General features: G+C 44.8%; 20 protein-coding genes. 16 read left to right on the forward strand and 4 right to left on the reverse strand.

The window, feature by feature from the left end; translation table 11 throughout:
- Positions 1 to 297 precede the first annotated feature (297 nt).
- The gene (locus NSS82_RS01870; protein ID WP_038568287.1) at positions 298 to 1,170 is read right to left on the reverse strand and encodes a Cof-type HAD-IIB family hydrolase; all 873 of its coding nucleotides are present in this window, start codon (positions 1,168 to 1,170) and stop codon (positions 298 to 300) included.
- A 305-nt stretch (positions 1,171 to 1,475) separates the two neighbouring features.
- On the opposite strand from NSS82_RS01870, the gene NSS82_RS01875 reads away from it, so the two are divergent.
- Positions 1,476 to 2,717 carry a DUF445 domain-containing protein gene (locus NSS82_RS01875; RefSeq protein WP_036687400.1) on the forward strand — a complete coding sequence of 414 codons (1,242 nt, stop codon included), beginning with the start codon at positions 1,476 to 1,478 and terminating at the stop codon, positions 2,715 to 2,717.
- Positions 2,718 to 3,160: 443 nt separating this feature from the next.
- On the opposite strand, the gene NSS82_RS01880 is transcribed toward NSS82_RS01875, so the two are convergent.
- Positions 3,161 to 4,300: a glycosyltransferase family 4 protein gene (locus NSS82_RS01880; RefSeq protein ID WP_076274116.1), complete on the reverse strand. Its 1,140-nt coding sequence runs from the start codon at positions 4,298 to 4,300 to the stop codon at positions 3,161 to 3,163.
- 181 nt (positions 4,301 to 4,481) lie between these two features.
- Here NSS82_RS01880 and NSS82_RS01885 point away from each other — a divergent pair, with 181 nt between their 5' ends.
- Positions 4,482 to 5,258, forward strand: coding sequence for a YheC/YheD family protein (locus NSS82_RS01885; RefSeq protein ID WP_036687402.1), 777 nt, complete (start codon positions 4,482 to 4,484; stop codon positions 5,256 to 5,258).
- Here the strand turns inward: NSS82_RS01885 and NSS82_RS01890 are convergent.
- Positions 5,251 to 6,066: a hypothetical protein gene (locus NSS82_RS01890; protein ID WP_076274115.1), complete on the reverse strand. Its 816-nt coding sequence runs from the start codon at positions 6,064 to 6,066 to the stop codon at positions 5,251 to 5,253. The two genes, NSS82_RS01885 and NSS82_RS01890, sit on opposite strands and share 8 nt — an antisense overlap.
- A 280-nt stretch (positions 6,067 to 6,346) precedes the next feature.
- Here NSS82_RS01890 and NSS82_RS01895 point away from each other — a divergent pair, with 280 nt between their 5' ends.
- From NSS82_RS01895 to yfcE, 5 genes are all read left to right on the forward strand, one after another.
- A complete protein-coding gene (locus tag NSS82_RS01895) occupies positions 6,347 to 8,848 on the forward strand; it encodes a PAS domain-containing hybrid sensor histidine kinase/response regulator (protein ID WP_076274114.1) in 2,502 nt (833 codons plus the stop codon).
- Positions 8,845 to 9,468, forward strand: coding sequence for a C39 family peptidase (locus NSS82_RS01900; RefSeq protein ID WP_076134795.1), 624 nt, complete (start codon positions 8,845 to 8,847; stop codon positions 9,466 to 9,468). The genes NSS82_RS01895 and NSS82_RS01900 overlap by 4 nt, the downstream gene beginning before the upstream one ends.
- A gap of 107 nt (positions 9,469 to 9,575) precedes the next feature.
- A complete protein-coding gene (gene pulA, locus NSS82_RS01905; protein WP_076134796.1) occupies positions 9,576 to 11,531 on the forward strand; it encodes a type I pullulanase in 1,956 nt (651 codons plus the stop codon).
- A 249-nt stretch (positions 11,532 to 11,780) separates the two neighbouring features.
- Positions 11,781 to 13,265, forward strand: a complete 1,485-nt coding sequence (locus NSS82_RS01910) for a glutamate synthase subunit beta (protein WP_076274113.1) — start codon at positions 11,781 to 11,783, stop codon at positions 13,263 to 13,265.
- A gap of 125 nt (positions 13,266 to 13,390) precedes the next feature.
- Positions 13,391 to 13,939, forward strand: a complete 549-nt coding sequence (yfcE, locus tag NSS82_RS01915; RefSeq protein ID WP_076141403.1) for a phosphodiesterase — start codon at positions 13,391 to 13,393, stop codon at positions 13,937 to 13,939.
- A 13-nt stretch (positions 13,940 to 13,952) separates the two neighbouring features.
- Here yfcE and NSS82_RS01920 read toward each other — a convergent pair whose 3' ends face one another.
- Positions 13,953 to 14,267 (reverse strand): LysE family transporter, encoded by a 315-nt coding sequence (locus tag NSS82_RS01920; RefSeq protein WP_081386805.1) that lies wholly within the window; start codon positions 14,265 to 14,267, stop codon positions 13,953 to 13,955.
- Positions 14,268 to 14,477: 210 nt separating this feature from the next.
- Between NSS82_RS01920 and NSS82_RS01925 the strand changes: the two genes are divergently transcribed.
- From NSS82_RS01925 to NSS82_RS01965, 9 genes are all read left to right on the forward strand, one after another.
- Positions 14,478 to 15,506: an agmatine deiminase family protein gene (locus tag NSS82_RS01925; RefSeq protein ID WP_038568299.1), complete on the forward strand. Its 1,029-nt coding sequence runs from the start codon at positions 14,478 to 14,480 to the stop codon at positions 15,504 to 15,506.
- A gap of 54 nt (positions 15,507 to 15,560) precedes the next feature.
- Positions 15,561 to 16,436, forward strand: a complete 876-nt coding sequence (aguB, locus tag NSS82_RS01930; RefSeq protein WP_036687411.1) for an N-carbamoylputrescine amidase — start codon at positions 15,561 to 15,563, stop codon at positions 16,434 to 16,436.
- A gap of 238 nt (positions 16,437 to 16,674) precedes the next feature.
- Positions 16,675 to 17,484, forward strand: coding sequence for a transporter substrate-binding domain-containing protein (locus tag NSS82_RS01935; protein WP_445668227.1), 810 nt, complete (start codon positions 16,675 to 16,677; stop codon positions 17,482 to 17,484).
- 93 nt (positions 17,485 to 17,577) lie between these two features.
- Positions 17,578 to 18,228, forward strand: a complete 651-nt coding sequence (locus NSS82_RS01940) for an amino acid ABC transporter permease (protein WP_076274112.1) — start codon at positions 17,578 to 17,580, stop codon at positions 18,226 to 18,228.
- 10 nt (positions 18,229 to 18,238) lie between these two features.
- Positions 18,239 to 18,961 carry an amino acid ABC transporter ATP-binding protein gene (locus NSS82_RS01945; RefSeq protein WP_076274144.1) on the forward strand — a complete coding sequence of 241 codons (723 nt, stop codon included), beginning with the start codon at positions 18,239 to 18,241 and terminating at the stop codon, positions 18,959 to 18,961.
- Between the two features lie 156 nt (positions 18,962 to 19,117).
- Positions 19,118 to 19,564 (forward strand): tellurite resistance TerB family protein, encoded by a 447-nt coding sequence (locus NSS82_RS01950; RefSeq protein WP_076185595.1) that lies wholly within the window; start codon positions 19,118 to 19,120, stop codon positions 19,562 to 19,564.
- A 123-nt stretch (positions 19,565 to 19,687) separates the two neighbouring features.
- A complete protein-coding gene (locus tag NSS82_RS01955; RefSeq protein ID WP_076134802.1) occupies positions 19,688 to 20,284 on the forward strand; it encodes a TerD family protein in 597 nt (198 codons plus the stop codon).
- Positions 20,285 to 20,313: 29 nt separating this feature from the next.
- Complete coding sequence (locus NSS82_RS01960; RefSeq protein WP_076134803.1) at positions 20,314 to 20,889, forward strand: TerD family protein; 576 nt, start codon at positions 20,314 to 20,316, stop codon at positions 20,887 to 20,889.
- A 57-nt stretch (positions 20,890 to 20,946) separates the two neighbouring features.
- Positions 20,947 to 21,528 (forward strand): TerD family protein, encoded by a 582-nt coding sequence (locus NSS82_RS01965; protein ID WP_076134804.1) that lies wholly within the window; start codon positions 20,947 to 20,949, stop codon positions 21,526 to 21,528.
- The last annotated feature ends 116 nt before the right edge of the window (positions 21,529 to 21,644 follow it).

Below are 21,644 nucleotides of genomic sequence, written 5' to 3' on the forward strand. Positions count from 1 at the left end.
TTTAGATGTAGTTTGTACAGTTAAAAATCGCGAATTTTTGCGTTTTGAATAGATTTGCTGAATATAAGTGTACAGAGTGCAATTAAATCCGAATTAGCGCCTAAAAGAGGGCATTTAACTGTACGAAGTACAACTAATTCTTGAGAGGGACGGGGGATGCAATAGGCACGCCACAAGCTAAACCTAAACCTAAAGTGTAAATGAGAGACCCCTGCCTAACAAAAATAAACCCACAAATAGCACCGTGAGCAGAACTGCCCACGATGCTATTTGTGCATTCACTGCTTTATACAGAAATTATTCTTTAGAATTTCTATTCAAAAGATGCTCAATTCCTGCCGCGACTCCGTTTTCCTCATTGCTGGTGGTAATGAATTCCGCCATTTCCTTAAGGATTGGCGCAGCGTTAGCCATAGCAATCCGGTAGCCGGCCTTCTCGAACATCGGCTGATCGTTATAACTGTCGCCCATGACAGCTACATCCGCTAGCGAGATACCATAATGGTCAGCAAGCATGGTTACACCGGAGCCTTTGTTGGCCTCTTCATGGTTAATCTCGATATTATTCACATGGGAGGCGGTGATAATTAAGCCCGGAATAGCCGCGAAGCGGGTGGAGGCTTCCTTGAGCAGCTCTCGGTTTAGAGAAAAAGCCAATGTTTTATAAATAACATTTTCCTCCTTGCTCCACACCTCTTCCATACTCTCCACATAGGTTACCGCTGCTTGTTGAAACTGTTGATCGATCATTGCTTTCAGCAGCCAGCTGACTTCTTCAGGAACTTCTTCATCGCTTAGTGCAGATAATTTCTCTAACCGTACACGTTTGTTCAGCTCTACATAAACGTTATCCTCAGTGTAAACCTCGTAATACAAGTCCGGAATTTCGTTCATCCAGCGCAGAGCGGGAATGATGTCCGCTTTATTCAGCGGCGTGCTTGCCGCGAGGGTGCGATCAGATAATGTGACGACTGCGCCATTTAGACTGACTACAGGACATTCCAGATCCGCTAGCCGAAGCTGACGTTCTGCATCCATAAAAGAGCGCCCTGTAGCAATGATAACAATGTGACCTAGTTTCTGAGCTTTTATAATAGCTTCGCGGTTTTTTGGACTGATGTTTCCTTCTTCGTTCAGTAATGTTCCATCCATATCTAAAGCAATCAGCATATTGTATGAGCTCCTTTTCCAGGTAAAGTGGTACTTTTTAAGGGGTATTGAAACGTTACTTGTATCTTATCATTAATATTCTGAAAACCAAAAACCATTTTCATGCAACTGTACAATAATGAACGTCCAACAGGAGATAAAAGGTTTTTACAGTATATTTTTAGAAAATAGTTCAGTCGTGGTACAATAGTTGTCAAACTAACCGACTAGCCGAATCTATCGTCAGCTTATGTTCGAGGAACGTGACCGACGGTATTTTTCCTGCGTAAGGACATCGGCAGCTGCTTATGTAAAGGGGACTATTTATGAGATCCAAAAACTTAGCCACCATGTCACTCGCCTTTATGGCATGTGGGTTTCTGATTACACTGTTTCTACCTGAAAACCTTGCCGTGATTCTACTGAGAGGTGGTTTCGAGGCCGGTTTGGTGGGGGGGATTGCCGACTGGTTCGCGGTAACGGCGTTGTTCCGCCATCCGATGGGATTACGTATTCCACATACCTCACTACTGCTCAAGAATCGCGATAAGATCATCCAATCACTAATCACCGCGATGGAGACTGAGCTTCTTAACAAGGAAAGCATTGAGAACAAGCTGCGTAAGTTTGGCTTTATATCAATGGGCTCCAAGCTGCTGACAAAGTTTTTTAGTAAAAAGAAGGCAAGAGTACAAATATTGGAGCAGCTTGGCGAATTCGTGTCTCGTCTTCCGGTAGAGAAGGCAGTACCGTTTCTGCAAAAGGCAGCCTCCGAATATGTTCGTGAAGCTGAGCTTGGCGCTGCGGCCGATAAAATAGTTACTAAATTAATGAATGACGGTAAAGATGTAGCTGCTCTGGACTATGCGCTGGAAGGGGTATCTAATTGGAGCGGACGTCCTGAAACGAAAGCTATGCTTGGCAAGATCGCCAGCGAGAAATTGGCTGAAGTGAAGCTTGGCGGACTTAAAGGCATGGCCTTTCAGGCTTTTGTCGGGTTTATGGATGCAGATATGCTTGGTGAAATGCTGCAAGGTATGTTGCAGTCCGGTATCCGCGATTTTCGGGAAGAGGATAGCCCATACCGTGAAGAGATTATCCGTGAGATTCGAGTGGCCCTGTTCCAGATTGTTAATGATGAGGCTAGACTGGCTTCATTAAAAGAATGGGCACTAAATGAGCTTGAAGGCGAAGCGGCAACCGTATTTCTGCATACGCAATTGGAGAACATTCGCAGCAAAGCAATTTCCCTACTGGAAGAAGATCGGGCGGCTGGCGGACGCAAGCTGTTCACGTTATATACCCTGCTTGTACGTCGTATTGGCAAGGAACAAGAATGGATCAGCAGCTGGGAGGAGCGGATTCGCGCTTCATTAATTGCCTTTGTAGAGGCTAACCACTACAGAATAGGTCTTTTGGTAAAAGAGAATCTGGACAGCATGGATGACGCTAGTCTAGTGAATATGCTGGAAGATAAAGTGGGTAAAGATCTGCAATGGATTCGTGTGAACGGAGCTTTATGCGGGTTTGTCGTAGGGCTTGTGCTTACAGTTATTCAATTGATTTGAATGAAACTTACCTATGTAATGTAAAATTCACAAAAAAAGCAGAGCAGCGATTCTCCCGTGTTGGAGGATCGCTGCTTTTTGTTGTTGCTTATGGCCTGTCTGCATCGTGGAGTAATAATCCTTCTCTGAGGCTTACGGACCCATATGACGTTATTTGTTAGTTTTGACCCTTGGAACATGTTTGCGGACTCCACTGAAGTTATTCCTATGGATGCGTTCATATTGGGCATTTTTCATGCCAATAGTGGTTATAGGGTCCTTTAGCATTGCAAATGTGGGATAAAGCTGCGTTTGGGGTCAGCTGTGTCCGATAGCTACCTTTTATACGCATATATGACCTAATTCAATCGGAGATTGGTGTTTGTTTAGCTCAAGCAAACACCAAAAAGAAGGGAACCCAGCAGCCAGTTGATGGCTTATGGGCCCCCCTACTTTTCTTGAGTCTACAATTGCATTCCGCCTGCAAGAGTTCTGTACGCCTGCTGTGGTGATGTAGAAGCTTGGTACAGCTGTTCTAAATGGTTTGCTGTACGCAACCAATTGAAGGCTTCAAGCGCATCTGTTCTCCCTTGTGATCCGATGGTAACTGCCAATTGTGGATTGCGGGCTATCCGCAGCAAATGTCGGGCAAAGGGTAAAGCCTCGCGATATCGTTCTACCAGATAACCGTTATGGCCAGAGGCGACAATCTCTCGGATTCCCCCATTATTAGAAGCGATAACAGGTAGACCGGAGGCCATAGCTTCTACATTAACAAGCCCGAAGGATTCATGATTCTGGGAAGGGCATACAAAGCAGTCTGCTGCCTGATAAAGGGTGTGAATATTCTCATGAGCTACATTTCCTAGAAAAGTAACCGACACTCTCAGCCGCCGTGCAAGTAGCTTCAACTGCCGTATGTACGACGGTTTGCCCTTGCCTGCGATGACGAGATGAGCGGGGAGGTGTTTGTTTAAATGCGACATAGCACGTATTAATATAGGCACTCCTTTGCGGGGTATAACCCGACCAACGAACAAAACGGTAAAGGTCTGCGGAAGTCTGTAAAAACTACGAAGCTGTTGTTTTTCAGATGTCTGCACAGGGGTAAACCGATCAAGATCGGCTCCCAATAAGACAATGTGAATCCCTGTGGTCAGTTGAGGGAAGCGGCGATCCAATCTTCGCTGTAAGGAGTGGCTGTTGGCAATGATCAGATCTGCTTTTGCCAAGGCATTTGCCACTTTATCTGTACCCGGTGTGAAGGTAAGAGAGTGCAGGAACAGAAATACCGGGATATGAGGAAGCTGTTTCTTTACAGCAGACATAAGATGGGGGCGATTATCAACCTGAATGATATCAAAGGATTCTTTCTGAATGTATTCTAATACCGAAGTAAGATAATGGGCTGGGGTGCTTGCGGGCAACCGGATAATTCTGACCTGCTCCAATATAGTGGCAGCAGGTAGTCCAGGTAACTTCCGACTTACAATGGTTACCTTATGTCTCTCCGCGAGCCTTCTGGCAATGGCCCAAATGCAGATTTCTACTGAACCGTCTCCCGGAACTGGGAACTGCTCCGGTGCAATGATACAAATGTGCATGGTTCACGCCTCCTTTTATCCGCTAATGGATATCCTCTTCCACCATATGCAACACAGTAAACAGTAGATACATCCGAAAGCGGAGAGGGCGTTTCACTCATGCCATTTGTACAGTTGCAGCATAAAATACTAAGGCTTACTAAGGTCGTGATTATTTTCTGAGGGACAGGGGAGAGGACAGTTGGGAAAGAAGTTAAAGTCTGCATTGACCAGCAAATGGATTAAAACCAAGGTGCTCATGCGAAGCACTGAAATTTCACCGTTGATTCCCGAAACAGTAAAATTCAGTAAAGTCAATCTGAAAGCTATGCTGCTGAAATATGGAATGGTTTATGTCAAACCAGAATACGGTACCTATGGCAATGGTGTGATGAAGGTTGAACAGAGTAGAGAGACTTATGGAACAGAATACAAGTACCAAAGTGGAACAAGACTTAAGACTTTTAGAACCTTCGACGCCTTCCATTTATCCTTAAAGAAAGCGACGCGTGGACGTAGTTACCTGATCCAGAGAGGAATAGTATTGCTAAAGCACGGGAAACACCGCTTTGATATCCGTGTGATGGTCCAGCTCAGCCCGCAGGGCAAATGGGAAACTACCGGTCTGATTGGTCGGGTAGCTGAGAAAGGTAAGATTGTTACCAACTATCATAGCGGCGGCAAACTAACTGCTATGGAAAAGCTGCTGTCTCCTTATCTGAACGAAGCTCAGCAAGCGCAAATGCTTAGGATACTGAGAAAGCTAGGAGAAGATACCGGACGTTTCTACCATAAGAAATATCCTGGGTTTAGACAGATTGGTGTCGATGTAGGATTGGATAGATCCATGACGCCTTGGATTATTGAAGTGAATACTAGTCCGGACCCATATATTTTTAAACATCTTTCTGATAAAAGCATGTACCGCAAAGTAATGGCTTACCGCAGAGCGAATGAGAAGAAAAAAAATACTAAATGATCTGTTTCCTCGTATTAGCAATGACAACAGAAATCTTTTGTTCTAATTCTATGATCTTTTGCTTGTGCGTTGCGATTTGGCGGTAACCCGAGACGAGTGAGGACAGAGACTGAGTGGTTAATGTAAGGTTTTGCTTGCGAATTGCTGCTTTGAAGTCACTCCAATCTGCGGAAATCCGTTTATTCAATGAGGTGACTACGCTTTTGTTAGATTTAATTGAGACTTGTGGGCTATCAATGCCAGACAAGGTTTTGCGGGCATAGGTTATCTTTCGGGTACGTGTCTGTTTGGCTGCATTCAACTGATTCTGTTTTTCGCTAATCTCTTTGCGAGCCAACTGAACCAGGACCTTCATAGCATCGCCTTGGGCTTGTAGTACGGTATTCAAAGTCTTATTTTTAAGACCCTTGGCGATCTTGATACGTTTATTAAGCGCATTGTATTGGTCGAATAAGGGCTGATAGTGCTGTTTACAGCTCTTAACGGTGACCTCCAGCTGAGCTACGGCTTCTAAATCAATCTCTTTAATTTGCTTACGTACCGCAATCAGTGTTTGCTCATTGTTATAGTGAAGGGTTCGGATCTGCTCCTCACGGTTATTGTATTGCATCTTTAAAGTAGATAATTCATTGTACAGATTAGTCATCTTCATCCTTGCAGGAGCCTCGGCAGTGGCAGCTGTTAGATCAAAAGCCGCTTGAATTGAGGGCGTTAATTCAGTCGTTGCTGCAGCAAAAGCTCTTGTTGATGTGCTTAACGATAGCAGGATCACCAGTAGTAGTAAGGGGAATGACTTTAGTGCGTTCATTGATTCGCTCCTCCTTTTGTCCGTATTCCTGAAGACAACAAAAAAGCACCCGTAGCAAAGGCAAAAGCCTTTATTACGGGTGCTTCCATCGTAATAGGTCACGAACGATATATTTATTGTTAAATATAAGTTGTTTATTTGCTTGCGTCAATAATTTAAATTTAAATATTTCCAATTTAAAATAATGCGCTAGACATTTCTTTCCCCAGTTCTCTTATCGTATACTGACATAAGAAGGTATGAGAGCTTTAGCGCTAGCAACAAAGGAGGTCTGGCTTAAATGGGCAGCTCGGTAGAATTTAACGCAATTCTGGATCATGCATTTATGAGGTCTCCAGAAGGAATGGCCGTACTGTTTTCGAATAACGGCAATTTCAACTGGATAAAAGTCAATCCGGCTTTTTGCAATCTACTTGGCTTTACGGAAGCCGAGTTTCTTGCCGGGGCTCTTTTTACAGAATCGGAAAATAGAGAGGCACATTCAAAAGAGCTCTCCTATAGAGTGGTAATGGATGAGCTTCAGAAATCGCCAGCGGGCAGCTGGAAGAAGGAGCATTGTTTTTTAAACAAAGAAGGTCAACCCGTCTGCCTGTTTCTCATGTTCTCTGGGTTAGGAGCAGAAGAAGGACAAGCCCCTTCATATATTATAGTATATGCCGAGGATATTACGGAACTAAAGATCGCAGCTCAGGAAACGGTGGATCATCGGGATCAGCAGCAGCAAATGGAAGAACAAATTCGTCAAAGTGAACGCAATTATAGATTAATGTCCGAGAATTCACTGGATTTAATCTCGCGTCATGCGGTCAAAGACAGTATTTTCTTATATTGTTCTTCGGCTAGTCGTACCCTGCTTGGTTATGAGCCTGAAGAGATGGTTGGGACAAGCGCCTATAATTATCTCCATCCGGATGATCTAGTTATGATGCAAGGTTTAATGGAGCAGAGCCGCAGCTCTGGCGTTATTCCGGCTGTAGCTTACCGCTACCGCCATAAGAACGGCACCTATGTCTGGTTCGAGTCGAGCAGTCGTTATACCTATGATGATGAGGGAAATATCATGGAGATTATAGCGATTGGACGGGAAATTACGGAGCGTAAGCAGTTCGAGTTCAAGCTTAAGGAGAGCGAGCAACGGTATAAATCATTGTTCGAATACAATCCATCTGCTGTGTACTCTATGAATTTGCATGGAGATTATTTGACCGCCAATGCGAATTTGGAGAAGTTGACCGGGTATTCGCTGGAGGAACTGATCGGAATGTACTTTGGCCCCATTGTGCATGAGAAGGACATAGAGAAGACGTTGTATCATTTTAACTTAGCCGCCCAAGGTTATCCTCAAAGCTATGATCTAACGCTTATTCATAAAGACGGACACTTTGTAGAAATTAATACTACCAATATTCCGATCATTGTAGATGACCAAGTAGTGGGTGTGTATGGGATTTCCCGTGATATTACAGAGCGCATCCGTTATACAGAACAAATTGAGAAGCTTAGCAATGAGTATACCCTTATTTTAAATGCGGTTTCAGAAGGCATCTTTGGACTCGATATGGAGGAGAAGGTGACGTTCATTAACCCTGCTGGTTTGCAAATGCTGGACTATGAACATGATGAAATTATGGGCCATCCTTATTTGGATCATATTCAGCAAATAGCGCTTGATGGGAGCCATTATCGGCCGCAGGAATCTCCACTGATGAAGGCTATTAAGTCAGGTGTATCTTATCAGAGTAATGATGCGGTCTTGTGGCGTAAGGACGGTTCTAGCTTTCTTGCGGAATACCAGGTAACCCCTCTGTTTGATAAGGGGGAGCCGAAAGGTGTTGTTGTAGTGTTCCGGGACATCACGGATGAGAAGGAAATTATTCGTGCGAAGGAATCTGCGGAAAAAGCAGACCAGGCTAAGTCTGAGTTCTTAGCTATTATGAGCCATGAAATCCGTACACCGATGAACGGAATTGTAGGGATGACGGATCTCCTGGCGGAAACGGAGCTTGATGAAGAACAGCTTGGATATACAGACATTATTAAGGAGAGCAGCAGCTCGCTCCTATCTATTTTGAATGAAATACTGGATTACAGCAAAATTGAAGCCGGAAAAATGATGATTGTAAATGAGCCCGTGCAGCTTCAAGCCGTATTGGACAGCGTAATCGATCTATTTACAGCTAAGGCTTTGGAGAAAAATATTCAGTTATCATGCAGCATGGCACCTGGAGTGCCGCCACTGATTATGGGCGATGCCGGGCGGTTGCGTCAGGTATTGGTCAATCTGGTCAGCAATGCAATCAAGTTTACAGATCGGGGCAGCATCAGTATTTACGTAGAGCAGAAGCTGTCCGCAGATCAAAAGAAATTAACTTTGAAATTTAATGTTAGAGATACGGGGATCGGCATTCCTATTGAGAAGCAGCATCGGCTGTTTCAGTCCTTCTATCAGCTGCATTCCTCGTTTAATCGCAAATATGGAGGGACCGGATTGGGGCTGGCGATTTGTAAAAAGCTCGTTGAGCTGATGGGTGGAGCCATCGCTGTAGAGAGCAGTGAAGGAGAGGGCTCTAATTTCTATTTCACGCTGCAGATCCATCCTGATAGTAAAGCTGAGATAGATGTGGAAGATACAGTGCAGACAGAAGAACGGGAGACAACTATGTTAGGGGCAGCAGCTGCAGAAGGAGAATTGGATGCCGGTGCAAATGTAATTCTACTTCCGGAGGCGACTCCACATATTACTCCTAAGTCTAGCCCTTTAAGAGGGGATCTATCCGAATGAAGTATAGACAGCCTCGTATTAGTAAGAAACTGCCTGCGGAGCCATATACACAGTGGGAGGTTGGGGTCAAATCCCCGTCCTCTGCGTGTGGCCCAGCTACGATGGCAGCGTTAACGGAGTATTGGAACACCCATACAGGAGCGGACTTTATTCGGGGGAAAGGTCATTTTCCTTCCAAAGCCGCTCATATTAATTACATATACAGCCATCACGGCGGAAGACCTTGGGGGATGGGTGTGCGCCGTTTTACCAAAGGACTGAAGAACTATATCCATTCAGCGACTTTACCGAAGGATCAGCAAAAGTTACTTATTACTACGTTTAATGATTTTGAAGTATATAAAGCAGAGATTGATGCAGGCCGGCCTGTGGCTGTTAAATTTGATAAGTGGTTTCGTTTGCGGTGGAGAGGCAAGTTTACTTACGATTACCATTGGGTACTAGGTATAGGATATGAGGGATTTGATGATGGAGAGCGTCCTACCCTGATTGTTCACGATAATGGTGTGCGGTACAAGGACGGTAGAGTCACTCTAGGGAAAGAACGGCGTATTCCGTATTTTGCAAATAAAGACATTATTACGATGGTCGGGCTAGATATTGCAGATGCATCGAGGTAGAGGGATTGTCCTGACAAAATAGCTTGAAAAATTTGAGTCCAAACGTTTGCACTACTTAGACGATCATACTATAATCCAGTTAATAACTGGAAAAGGGGATAGGTGCTTTGTCCGTACAAAGGGAAATGAAGGAACCCATTTATTATGGGGATCCTGCGGCTACTAGAGGGGTTTCCGTGTTTGCTCAGGAGTTTGATCAGTTATTCAGCTATGATGGGGACGATCTCGGCCTGACATACTCTCCGGGGAGTTCAGCTTTTTGTTTGTGGGCGCCCACCGCTCAAGAAGCGGAGCTGGTACTCTATAATTCATGGCAGGGAGCAGCAGAGTGTAAGTATTCTATGATCCGTGATGTCCGGGGAACGTGGAGAATTACAGTTGACGGTGATTTAGATGGCAAGTTCTATACCTACCGAGTACGTCTTGGAGAACAGTGGAATGAGGCGGTTGATCCTTATGCACGTGCTGTAGGAGTGAACGGTGATAGGGGAGCTATTTTAGATTTACGCAAAACAGATCCTGAACGGTGGACGGAAGATAAGCCGCCCTTGGATGATCCTGTGGATGCCATTATTTATGAGCTTCATTTGCGTGACTTATCCATTCATCCAGCAAGCGGTATGACCCATAAAGGACAATATCTTGCTTTGGCGGAAGAAGGAACCCGCGGACCGGAGGGTATTCTCACTGGACTCGATCATATCGCGAACCTCGGTGTAACCCATGTGCAGCTATTGCCTGTTTATGATTATTCTACAGAGAGTGTAGATGAGACGAGGCTGGATGAACCGCATTATAACTGGGGTTATGATCCGAAGAATTATAATGTGCCAGAAGGCTCCTATGCTACAGATCCTTATGTGCCAGGAGTGCGTATCCGCGAACTAAAAACATTGATTCAAGCACTACATGATCGGGGTCTCCGCGTCATTATGGATGTGGTTTACAACCATGTGTACGATGGCTACCGCGTGAATTTCACCAAGCTGGTTCCCGGCTATTATTTGCGTTACAAGCAAGACGGAAGCCTGTCGGATGGCTCTGGCTGCGGGAATGACGTGGCTTCAGAACGATTGATGATGTCCAGCTTCATCGTGGAATCCGTAGTTTATTGGGCCAAAGAATACCATATCGATGGTTTTCGTTTTGACCTGATGGGCTTGATTGACCTCGACACGATGGAGGAAATCCGGCGTCGTCTGGATGGGATTGACCCGTCTATCATGACGATTGGTGAAGGTTGGATGATGGGGACAGAGTTGCCGATGGAGCGGCTCGCTCATCAGAAGAATGCTGCGCTTCTGCCGGGAATCGGACATTTTAATGATGATTTCCGGGATGCAATTAAAGGGAATATTTTTCTGCAAGATCAACCGGGCTTCATCAGCGGAATGATGGGACTGGAGCTTGCGATAAAGGCAGGGGTCGCGGGAGGCATTGCTTTTGCCCCAGGCATTGGACAATTTGCCGTGGAGCCTCAGCAAACCGTCAATTATGTGGAATGTCATGATAATCATACGTTATGGGATAAGATATTACTGTCCACACAAGGGCAGACGGACAAACAGCGCCAATCTATGCATAGGTTAGCTTCTGCTATAGTATTCATGAGTCAGGGAATCCCCTTTGTCCATGCGGGTCAGGAATTTATGCGCACGAAAAACGGGGTAGAGAACAGCTATAAATCCTCGGTAAAGATCAACCAATTGGATTGGGAGCTGTGCGCCGCGCATCAGGACGATGTGGATTATCTGAAGCAGCTAATTGCCTTGCGTAAAGCGCATCCGGCTTTCCGTATGCGAACGGCAGATGACATTCGGAATCATCTAGTATTTGAAAAAGCACCGGTAAGTTCGGTAGCGTATACATTGCGTGGCCATGCTGGAGGCGATGCGGCGAAGCATATCTATGTGCTTTTTAATGCTAATGTAGAACAGACGGCTTTGGTTCTGCCACAGCTTGGTGCATGGAAAACAGTTTTTGGAGCCGATCTTGTGCAGAATCTGACGGGTAATAAGCTAACTGTAAGCGGGATTGGAATGGTAGTGTTGACGGTGGAGTAGATGTTTTTTTACAGATAATCCTTCAAAAGCATGCAGTGTATTGTGCTCAATGAGTGCAGTACACTGCGTGCTTTTTTGTGTGGAACTTTCTTTTGAATGGATGCTCTTATTTTACATAAAAAGGTGACATTACTCATTTTCGTTAAAGATCTAGGATGCTAATATTAAGGCATTTACTTTGGCGCTTTAGAGTGGCATAACAGCAGAAAGTGACAGAGAGTACTTTTCTTTGGTGAGAGGATGAAAGAGATGGGGAAAGCAACCGGATTTTTAGAGTTTGAACGACAGACACCCTCCGAGTGTGAGGCGTTGGAGCGAATTAAGAATTGGAATGAATTCTCGATACCTATGGATGAAGAAAAGCTGCGCGAGCAAGGGGCGCGTTGTATGGATTGCGGTACGCCATTTTGTCATGTAGGACGTCTGTTGTCTGGTATGGCTTCCGGCTGCCCTTTGCACAACTTGATTCCTGAATGGAACGATATGGTCTATCGTGGAAATTGGGAGATAGCGCTGAAACGTCTGCATAAGACTAACAACTTTCCTGAATTTACAGGCCGTGTCTGTCCCGCTCCTTGCGAAGGCTCTTGTACGGTAGGGATGAATGGCAAACCTGTCACCATTAAATCTATTGAGAAGTCGATTGTAGATAGAGGTTTTGCGGAAGGTTGGATTGTGCCTGAGCCGCCGCTTCATCGCACGGGTAAAAAGGTAGCTGTAGTGGGTTCGGGTCCGGCAGGGCTTGCCTGTGCGGCACAGCTTAATAAGGCTGGACATACGGTAACTGTGTATGAACGGGCGGACCGGATTGGTGGTCTGCTTACCTATGGTATTCCCAACATGAAGCTGGATAAAAAGACTGTGCAGCGCCGGGTGAATCTGCTTGCGGCTGAGGGCATTACCTTCGTAACTCGAACAGAGATTGGCCGAGATCTCCCAGCTTCACAGCTCAAGGCAGAGCACGATGCTGTAGTACTGTGTGGTGGATCTACACAGGCACGTGATCTGCCGATAGAAGGACGCGATCTGCGTGGGATTCATCAAGCTATGGAGTTTTTAACGCTGAATACAAAGAGCCTGCTGGATTCAGGGCTTGCCGATGGGGAATATTTATCAGCAGCAGGTAAGGATGTAGTTGTAATCGGCGGTGGGGATACTGGAACAGACTGTGTAGCCACTTCTATCCGTCACGGCTGCCGCAGTGTGACTCAGCTTGAGATTATGCCACAGGCGCCGCTGACCCGTCAGTCTAACAATCCTTGGCCGGAATGGCCAAAGGTGCTTAAAGTGGACTATGGTCAGCATGAGGCCGCTTCACTGTATAAAGAAGATCCACGCCGTTATCTGGTTTCGACGAAACGGTTTGTCGGCGATGAGGGCGGGCAAGTGCAGGAGCTGCGTACAGTGCGCATTGAATGGAGAAGTAATGAACAGGGACGAATGGTACCGGTCGAAGTGCCGGGCAGTGAGGAGACCCTGCAAGCGCAGCTGGTATTGCTGGCTTTGGGATTCACAGGGCCTGAAGAAACTGTACTGGGCGAGCTTGGGGTGGAACGCGATGAGCGGGGGAACGCCAAAGCAGAGTTCGGAGCACAAGTAACCAATGTAGAAGGTGTGTTCACAGCAGGTGATATGCGGCGCGGGCAAAGCCTTGTAGTATGGGCTATTGACGAAGGGCGTCAGACTGCGCGCGAAGTAGACCGCTTTTTGATGGGATCCTCGAATTTGCCGTGAGTGTTAAGATATAGCGAGCAGGGCGTTCCTTTGGGAACGTCTGCTTTGCGTTGTGGTATGTTCAAGGTTAAGATTATTGTCTAAGCACATATTTACTTAAGTTAAGTTGAAAAGGAGAATACATGATGAAGTTAATGTTTATTTCCGACATTCACGGATCTTTATTTTGGCTGGAACGGGCTTTGGAAAAGGTAGAAGAAGAGCAGCCGGACAGTCTTATTATTCTAGGAGATTTCCTATATCATGGTCCAAGAAATCCGCTGCCGAAGGACTATAACCCACAAGAGGTTGCTAATAAGCTTAATGCATATAACAAAAACAAGCCGATAACCGCAGTGCGTGGAAACTGTGATGCCGAGGTAGATCAAATGCTGCTGGAATTCCCGATGATGGGCGATTATGTAATGCTTTTGCACGAAGGCAAACGGATTTACGCTACACATGGTCATGGCTTTAGCATTGAGCATTTGCCGGCGCTTTCCGAGAAGGATATTTTTATTCAGGGACATACCCATATACCAGTTGCCGATGTAAAGGAGGGAGTGTACGTGCTGAACCCCGGCTCCATATCGCTGCCTAAAGAGAATAATCCGAATTCCTATGCTGTTCTAGAGGGCGGGGAATTTATCGTTAAGGATTTTGAAGGCAATGTGGTAAAAAAGATTACCGTATAGTGAGAGGGATCGTTTAAAGGAACTCCTGAAGATTGAGAGATTGAACAAGGGAGACAATGCCAAAGGACAACATTACCAATCCGGATAGTTTGTTGAACATGAGCTGTTTCGAACGTCCTGACATTATGTTGTTTCTGAACAAAGCGGTGCTCCCTGTCAAACCCATCCACCATAATGCGGAACCCAGAAAGACGCCGCTAACTAGAAACGGCATATTGGAGCTGCTATGAGACAGAAGGACGCCAGATGCGCTGAATACGCCAAGGGAAAAAATAATTGTCATGGGATTAGACAACGTCAGCAACAGCGTTACCGTGTATGAATTCAGTGAGCTTTTTGGGGAATTGGGTTCTGTTAGCTTCGTTGTAACGGATGAAACTTAAATTTTTTAACTGTAAAATGGGGGCTGCGAAAAAAAATTCCTTCCAACATTATTAATGTCCCAGGGAATTGAGCACTAGAACATATTATTGTATGATGAGGAAGGAGTTTTAAGGGTAGGAATGGCTCCAAATATATTAGTAAAGGTAGTTAACACATGAATCCTAAAGATTTGAACTATACAATGCCACCGGAATGGGGCAAGCATGAACGTACTTTTATCTCCTGGCCGGTGCAGGAATCTATGTGTTTCCCGGACAACCACGAGTCAGTGTGTCAAGGTTATGCTGACATTATCACAGCCATCGCCGAGTTTGAACCGATCACGGTCATTGTGAACCCGGAGGACGTGGAGCGGGTAGAACATCTGGTCGGCGGACCGAATGTAACGCTGCTGCCTATTGCGCATAGCGATGCTTGGCTGCGTGATAACGGACCTACCTTTATTGTTAATAAAGAAGGACAAATGGCAGGTGTGAACTGGAAGTTTAATGCTTGGGGCGGTAAATATTCACCTTGGGATCTGGATGACGAAGTGGCTCCGCAGATTCTGGAGCATGCACAGATCACCCGTTTTGATGCACCGCTTGTGATGGAGGGTGGCTCGATTCATACGGATGGAGAAGGCACTTTGCTTACTACAGAAGAGTGTCTGCTTAACCTAAACCGCAACCCGGAGCTGAAGCGCGAAGAGATCGAAGAGTACGTGCGGAACTATACAGGTACAGAAGCTATTATCTGGCTGAGACGTGGTCTTAGCGGCGATGAAACCGATGGTCACGTTGATAATATTGCTTGTTTTGCTGCACCAGGCAAAGTTATTATCCAGGTCTGTGAGGACCCGCAGGATGAGAACTATGAGATTACGCAAGAAAATCTGCGTATTCTGGAGAACGCTACAGATGCCAAAGGGCGTAAGCTGGAGATTATCAAGATTCAGCAGCCACCACGGGTCGATCATGACGGCAGTCGTCTGACGCTCAGTTATTTGAACTTTTATTTCGTGAACGGCGGAATTATCTTGCCTGTGTTTGGCGGCACCGCAACAGAAACGGATACACTTGCTGAGAAAGTGCTCGCTGGTTTGTTCCCGGATCGCAAGATTCGTACAGTTAACGGAATGGCCGTTATCACCGAAGGCGGGAATGTACATTGCACTACGCAGCAAATGCCTGCACAGCAATAATTTGAAGGAAACTAAACGTCCAAAGGGACATTTATATACAAGGAGGACAGATTCTTGAGAAATGTAAAAGTAGCTGCGACACAAATGAGTTGTTCCAGCAATATTGATGAGAATATCAGCAAAGCCGAGACATTGGTCAGAGAAGCGGCAGCACAGGGTGCGCAAATAATTTTGCTGCAGGAGCTGTTTGAGACTCCGTATTTCTGTCAAAAAGAGAAAGCTGATTATTACGCATATGCAACAGAGCTTGAGCATAACAAGGCGATTAATCATTTCAAAGCAGTAGCCAAGGAGCTGCAAGTGGTGCTGCCAATTAGTTTTTATGAGAAAAAGAATTACGCGCGTTACAATTCACTTGCTGTAATCGATGCTGATGGAACGGTGCTTGGTAAATACCGCAAGAGTCATATTCCAGATGGCCCAGGTTATGAAGAGAAGTTCTACTTTAATCCGGGAGATACTGGCTTTAAGGTATGGAACACTCGTTATGCCAAGATTGGCGTAGGTATCTGCTGGGATCAATGGTATCCAGAAGCGGCTAGAGTAATGAGCCTGATGGGAGCAGAAATTCTGTTCTATCCAACGGCTATTGGTTCTGAACCGCAGGATGGATCGATCGATTCCAAGGATCATTGGCAGACCTGTATGCTTGGACATGCAGCTGCTAATCTTATTCCAGTCGTGGCTTCCAACCGTATTGGTGAAGAAATTGATGAGGATTCGAGCATTAATTTCTACGGTTCATCATTCATTGCAGGTCCTCAGGGCAATAAAATCGTTGAGGCTGGACGTGATGAGCAAACCGTGCTGGTAAGCGAATTCGATCTGGATGCTTTGGAAGTTGGACGGATCGAGTGGGGAATCTTCCGTGACCGCCGGCCGGATTTGTATAAATTGATCGGTTCTTATGATGGAGATATCACACTTTAATAGGTTTAAGGTTTAAGGTTAAATCTAAAGGCATTGCTAGGGAGAATACAATCTCTGGCAGTGCCTTTTTGTGTCTGATGGTAATTTTTTGAGAGTGATGTACGTATAAAACTTATAAAATAATAATACTATGTTATATAACATTACATAAAATAGAAAAGTTAATTGTCATGAATCCTTTAATCTGTTAAAATCTCTTTAAGTTATTTCCGAAAATAGGGGGTATGGAGATATGACAATAAAAAGTCGCGCTTTAATGTCAGTTTTTATCGCATTGGTGGTGGTTGGATTGGTAGGTTGTGGAGCAAATAACAGTAAAGCTGGTAACGAATCCCCGGCAGAGAAAATTAAGTTTGCCAGTGATGCGAGCTACGCTCCTATGGAGTATATGGACACGGATAAAATCAAAGGATTCGACATCGATTTCATTAAGGCGGTTATGGAAGAAGCGGGAATAGACTATGACGTAACGAACACAGGCTGGGAAACGATGCTGCAAAGTGTGAAGCAGGGAACGGAGTATCAAGCAGGGCTATCTTCAGTATCGATTACGGATGAACGTAAAGAAACCTATGACTATTCCATCCCTTATTTCGAATCTGCCAATATGATCATGGTTAAAGAAGGCAGCGACATCAAAAATGCACTTGATCTTAAAGATAAAGTAGTTGCAATACAAGGGGCCACAACTGCAGATGACCTGATGAGCGGAATAATGGGTGTCGACAACCCTAACTTGAAACGTTTCGACAGCAATGCGGTGGCATTGATGGAACTGAATGGCGGCGGAGCCGATGCGGTCGTAGCGGATATTGCTATTGTACGTGAGTACATGAAAAACAATCCTAAGCAGAAGCTGGTGGGGATTGTAGACACGGAGAACTTCGGAGCGGAATATTACGGCATTCTTTACCCTAAGGGCAGTGAGTTAAAAGCGAAACTGGATCCGGCTATTAAGAAGGTATTGGAAAACGGAAAGTACACGGAAATCTACAAAACTTGGTTCGGCGAAGAACCTAACCTGGATAGCTTATTGAACGCAAAATAAGGAAAGAACCTAATAAGCATGCGTAATGATAGCTATTGCGCATGCTTATTTTTTTAAAGAGAGATGACATAAAGAAGAGAAGGGGAGAGTCCTATGGATTTTAGAATGGACATTATTATTCATTATTTGCCCGTCCTTTTAAAAGGGACATTGCTGACTATCGGTATTTCTGTAGTTTCTATTTTATTTGGTTCTATTTTGGGACTGGGGATCGGATTTGGCAAAATGGCTCCTAAATGGTATTTGCGCTGGCCTTTTCATTCATATATCAATTTCTTTCGAGGAACACCACTGTATGTGCAGATTCTGATTGTTCACTTTGGAATGATTCCCCCGCTTTACGGCAAAACCAATGCTCTAATTACTGCGTTTGTTGCTCTGTCGCTTAATTCGGCTGCTTATTCGGCTGAGATTTTTCGGGCAGGCATTCAGTCGGTTGATCGTGGGCAACGGGAAGCGGCTATTTCACTGGGGATGACTAGTCGGCAAGCGATGAGATTTATTATTTTACCGCAAGCGATCAAACGGATGGTTCCGGCTTTTGGTAACGAGTTTATTGTGCTTGTGAAAGACTCCTCTCTTCTGGCTTTAGTGGCTGCACCGGAAATAATGTATTGGACCAACACGATGAAAGGGCAATATTTGCGGATATGGGAGCCTTATTTGACAGCGGCACTTATTTATTTCATTCTTACCTATTCTCTTAGCAAGCTGCTGAATTACGTTGAACGGAGGCTGAAATAGGATGGAGCCTATGATTTCAGTACGGAACTTACATAAATCATTTGGAACAAATACGGTGCTGGCCGACATAAGTATCGATATTTTCAGTCAGGAGGTAGTGGTGGTTATTGGGCCGTCCGGATCGGGTAAATCCACCTTTTTGCGTTGCCTTAATTTACTGGAGCAGCCGCAGGGGGGCGAGATTGTAATTGAAGGCACTTCTTTGATGGCGGCGAGTACGAAGATTAACGATATCCGTACAGAGCTTGGGATGGTGTTTCAGCAGTTTAATCTATTTCCTCATATGAAGGTTATAGAGAACATTATGCTGGCGCCGGTTCAGGTGCGTAAATGGTCTCCGGATAAAGCACGGCAAAAAGCGCTGGAGCTGCTGCAAAAAGTAGGCCTAAGTGAAAAGGCAGAGATGTATCCAGCCTCATTGTCTGGGGGGCAGGCTCAGCGGGTAGCGATTGCAAGGGCGCTGGCTATGGAGCCCCAAATTATGCTCTTTGACGAGCCAACCTCAGCGCTTGACCCGGAGATGGTAGGGGAAGTGCTGGCGGTGATGAAGGAACTGGCCCGTGAGGGGATGACGATGGTCGTGGTGACACATGAGATGGGATTTGCGCGTGAGGTGGGGGATCGTGTGCTGTTTATGGAACAAGGTGAGATTGTGGAAGAAGGAAGTCCGGAGCAGCTGTTCGAAAATCCTAAGCAAGAACGGACACGATCCTTTCTATCAAAGGTACTGTAATTTAGTGGAAAGTAGAATCTTGTTATTTTATCAGGTATATTAGAAGAGTAACGGTTAATTCAGGGATTTATATGCAAAATCTGTCGGAACGTGGAGAGGAGGCTCTGGAGATATCTTTTGTTATCATAATCTTGCAGTGATAGAGGGAGAAATACGATGAGCACATTTAAAAACTGGTTAAACACAACCAAAAACGGACTAACAGATCAAGTGAAAAAATTCAAAAATAAAGACTTCATGAACGCGATAGTTGCAGGCTGCGCTTTGGTGGCTGCGGCTGACGGTAAAATAGAAGATGCAGAGAAAAATAAAATGGTTGGTTATATAAATCTAAGTAATGAATTGAAAGTGTTTGACATGAGAGATGTCATTGCTCAATTCAACCATTATGTTAGTAACTTCGAGTTCTCTCCGGAAATAGGGAAACAAGAGGCTTTGAAAGCCATTGCGAAGTTTAGCGGCAAGCCAGAAGCGGGACGTCTTATCGTGGGTGTATGCTCGGCAATTGGTTCGGCTGATGGTGATTTTGATGATTATGAAAAAGCAGTTGTGCGGAATATTTGTGGCGTCTTAGGATTAAACCCTAGCGAATTCAGTTTATAAATTAGGTGAAGTCATAGATAAAAGTTCGTTGAAACGTAATTTATTCTTTATCGTATCACTGATATAACACCTAAAAGCTAGACTAACAGATAATAGTTTTATCGGAAACGGAGGTACGTTGATTTGGCTGGAATTAATCTGGTAAAAGGTCAAAAGATTGATTTGACTAAAGGTAATGCGGGCTTATCCAATGTAATAGTTGGCTTAGGCTGGGATCCGGTAGAGGCTAAAAAGGGATTTTTCGGTGTCAAAAAGCAGGCTAACATTGATTGTGATGCTTCAGCTTTGCTGCTGAATGAGGATGGTAAGCTAACTAAGAAGGGTAACCTGATCTGCTTCCACAACAAGCAAAGTCCTTGCAACTCGGTCATTCATTCCGGAGATAATCTGACGGGTGAAGGCGACGGAGATGACGAGCAAATCATGGTTAATTTGAAAGCTATTCCTGCCGATGTTCATAAGGTTCTGGTTGTCGTTAACATTTACGATGCGGTGAATCGCAAACAGGATTTTGGAATGATCAAATCAGCGTATATTCGGGTAATAAATGCTGCCGGGAATAGTGAGTTGATTAAATTCAACTTGTCAGACAACTACACAGGTTTTACGGCACTTATTTGTGGAGAGCTTTACCGCCAAGGTGGAGAATGGAAGTTCGCTGCAATTGGTGAAGGCAGCCACGCCGCTCATATCAATCAACTTGCAGAACGCTACGTATAATCCAAATATAAGAAAAGAGGTATGTAATCATGGCAATTAATCTATCCAAAGGTCAAAAGATCGATTTAACAAAAGGAAACCCAGGTCTATCCAAAATCACTGTAGGTCTTGGCTGGGATACTAATAAATATGATGGCGGAAAAGATTTCGATTTGGACGTATCCGTCTTTTTGACCAATGCTAGTGGTAAAGTTGATAAAGAAACCAACTTCATTTTCTTCAATAACAAGCAAAATGAGAATGCTTCTGTTGTTCATACCGGAGATAACCGTACAGGTGAAGGCGATGGTGATGATGAGCAGGTTCAAGTGGATCTTCAGAACATCCCTGCTGATGTGGACAAAGTAGCTTTTACTATTACAATTTATGATGCTGAAGCAAGAAGCCAAAACTTTGGACAAGTCTCCCGTTCATACGTACGTATCGTAAACGATCTGAACAATGAAGAATTGATTCGTTTCGACCTCGGCGAGGATTTCTCCATTGAAACTGGCGTAGTTGTTGGTGAATTGTATCGTAACGGTGCAGAATGGAAGTTCAATGCTATCGGCAGTGGCTACAAAGACGGCTTAAGCGGTTTGACTCGCGACTACGGCCTGCAATAAATTTCGTTCTGCATGCTAAAGTTGAATTGAATTAATAAATGAAAGAAGGTTTTGTCAGTGACGATCAGTCTCTCTAAAGGGCAACGGATTGATCTTACCAAGACTAATCCGGGTTTGACGAAGGTAGTGGTAGGATTGGGCTGGGATACTAATAAGTATAGCGGCGGCCAAGATTTTGACCTTGATGCTTCAGCCTTTCTACTGCATGAAGATGGCAAAGCCAAGGGCTCCGATGATTTTGTATTCTATAACAATCCATCGGGTGGCAATGGCTCCCTGACTCATACAGGTGATAACCGTACGGGTGAGGGTGATGGAGATGACGAGCAAATTATTGTGGATTTTAGCAAAATCCCTGCTCATATCCAGCGTATCGGAATTACGGTAACGATCTATGATTATGAAACTCGGGCACAAAACTTTGGACAAGTCTCCAATGCTTTTGTACGTGTAGTAGATGCTTCTAACGATCGTGAAGTGCTCCGCTTTGATCTAGGTGAAGACTTCTCAACTGAAACAGCTGTTGTATTCTGTGAGTTCTACCGCAATGGTGCGGATTGGAAGTTCCAGGCGATTGGTAGTGGCTTTGCCGGCGGTCTAAGCGCTTTATGCAAAAACTATGGACTGGACGCGCAATAACATCCAAGTGGGCGGGGTCATTACCGATCCTGCCCTTTTTCTAAATATTTAGAGCAGTACAGACTCCACTTTGTGGGGTTCTTTTTTACAAAATTATTAGTTGGTTTACTCCATTT

The organism is Paenibacillus sp. FSL H7-0735, from assembly GCF_038008505.1.
Lineage (GTDB): Bacteria > Bacillota > Bacilli > Paenibacillales > Paenibacillaceae > Paenibacillus_AQ > Paenibacillus_AQ odorifer.

What these genes read in the sequence shown, in the direction of transcription:
- NSS82_RS01870 (WP_038568287.1), bottom strand. Translation starts at nt 1,170, where the DNA reads ATGCTGATTGCTTTAGATATGGATGGAACATTACTGAACGAAGAAGGA.
- NSS82_RS01875 (WP_036687400.1), top strand. Translation starts at nt 1,476, where the DNA reads ATGAGATCCAAAAACTTAGCCACCATGTCACTCGCCTTTATGGCATGT.
- NSS82_RS01880 (WP_076274116.1), bottom strand. Translation starts at nt 4,300, where the DNA reads ATGCACATTTGTATCATTGCACCGGAGCAGTTCCCAGTTCCGGGAGAC.
- NSS82_RS01890 (WP_076274115.1), bottom strand. Translation starts at nt 6,066, where the DNA reads ATGAACGCACTAAAGTCATTCCCCTTACTACTACTGGTGATCCTGCTA.
- NSS82_RS01895 (WP_076274114.1), top strand. Translation starts at nt 6,347, where the DNA reads ATGGGCAGCTCGGTAGAATTTAACGCAATTCTGGATCATGCATTTATG.
- NSS82_RS01900 (WP_076134795.1), top strand. Translation starts at nt 8,845, where the DNA reads ATGAAGTATAGACAGCCTCGTATTAGTAAGAAACTGCCTGCGGAGCCA.
- NSS82_RS01910 (WP_076274113.1), top strand. Translation starts at nt 11,781, where the DNA reads ATGGGGAAAGCAACCGGATTTTTAGAGTTTGAACGACAGACACCCTCC.
- yfcE (WP_076141403.1), top strand. Translation starts at nt 13,391, where the DNA reads ATGAAGTTAATGTTTATTTCCGACATTCACGGATCTTTATTTTGGCTG.
- NSS82_RS01925 (WP_038568299.1), top strand. Translation starts at nt 14,478, where the DNA reads ATGAATCCTAAAGATTTGAACTATACAATGCCACCGGAATGGGGCAAG.
- NSS82_RS01940 (WP_076274112.1), top strand. Translation starts at nt 17,578, where the DNA reads ATGGATTTTAGAATGGACATTATTATTCATTATTTGCCCGTCCTTTTA.
- NSS82_RS01945 (WP_076274144.1), top strand. Translation starts at nt 18,239, where the DNA reads ATGATTTCAGTACGGAACTTACATAAATCATTTGGAACAAATACGGTG.
- NSS82_RS01950 (WP_076185595.1), top strand. Translation starts at nt 19,118, where the DNA reads ATGAGCACATTTAAAAACTGGTTAAACACAACCAAAAACGGACTAACA.
- NSS82_RS01960 (WP_076134803.1), top strand. Translation starts at nt 20,314, where the DNA reads ATGGCAATTAATCTATCCAAAGGTCAAAAGATCGATTTAACAAAAGGA.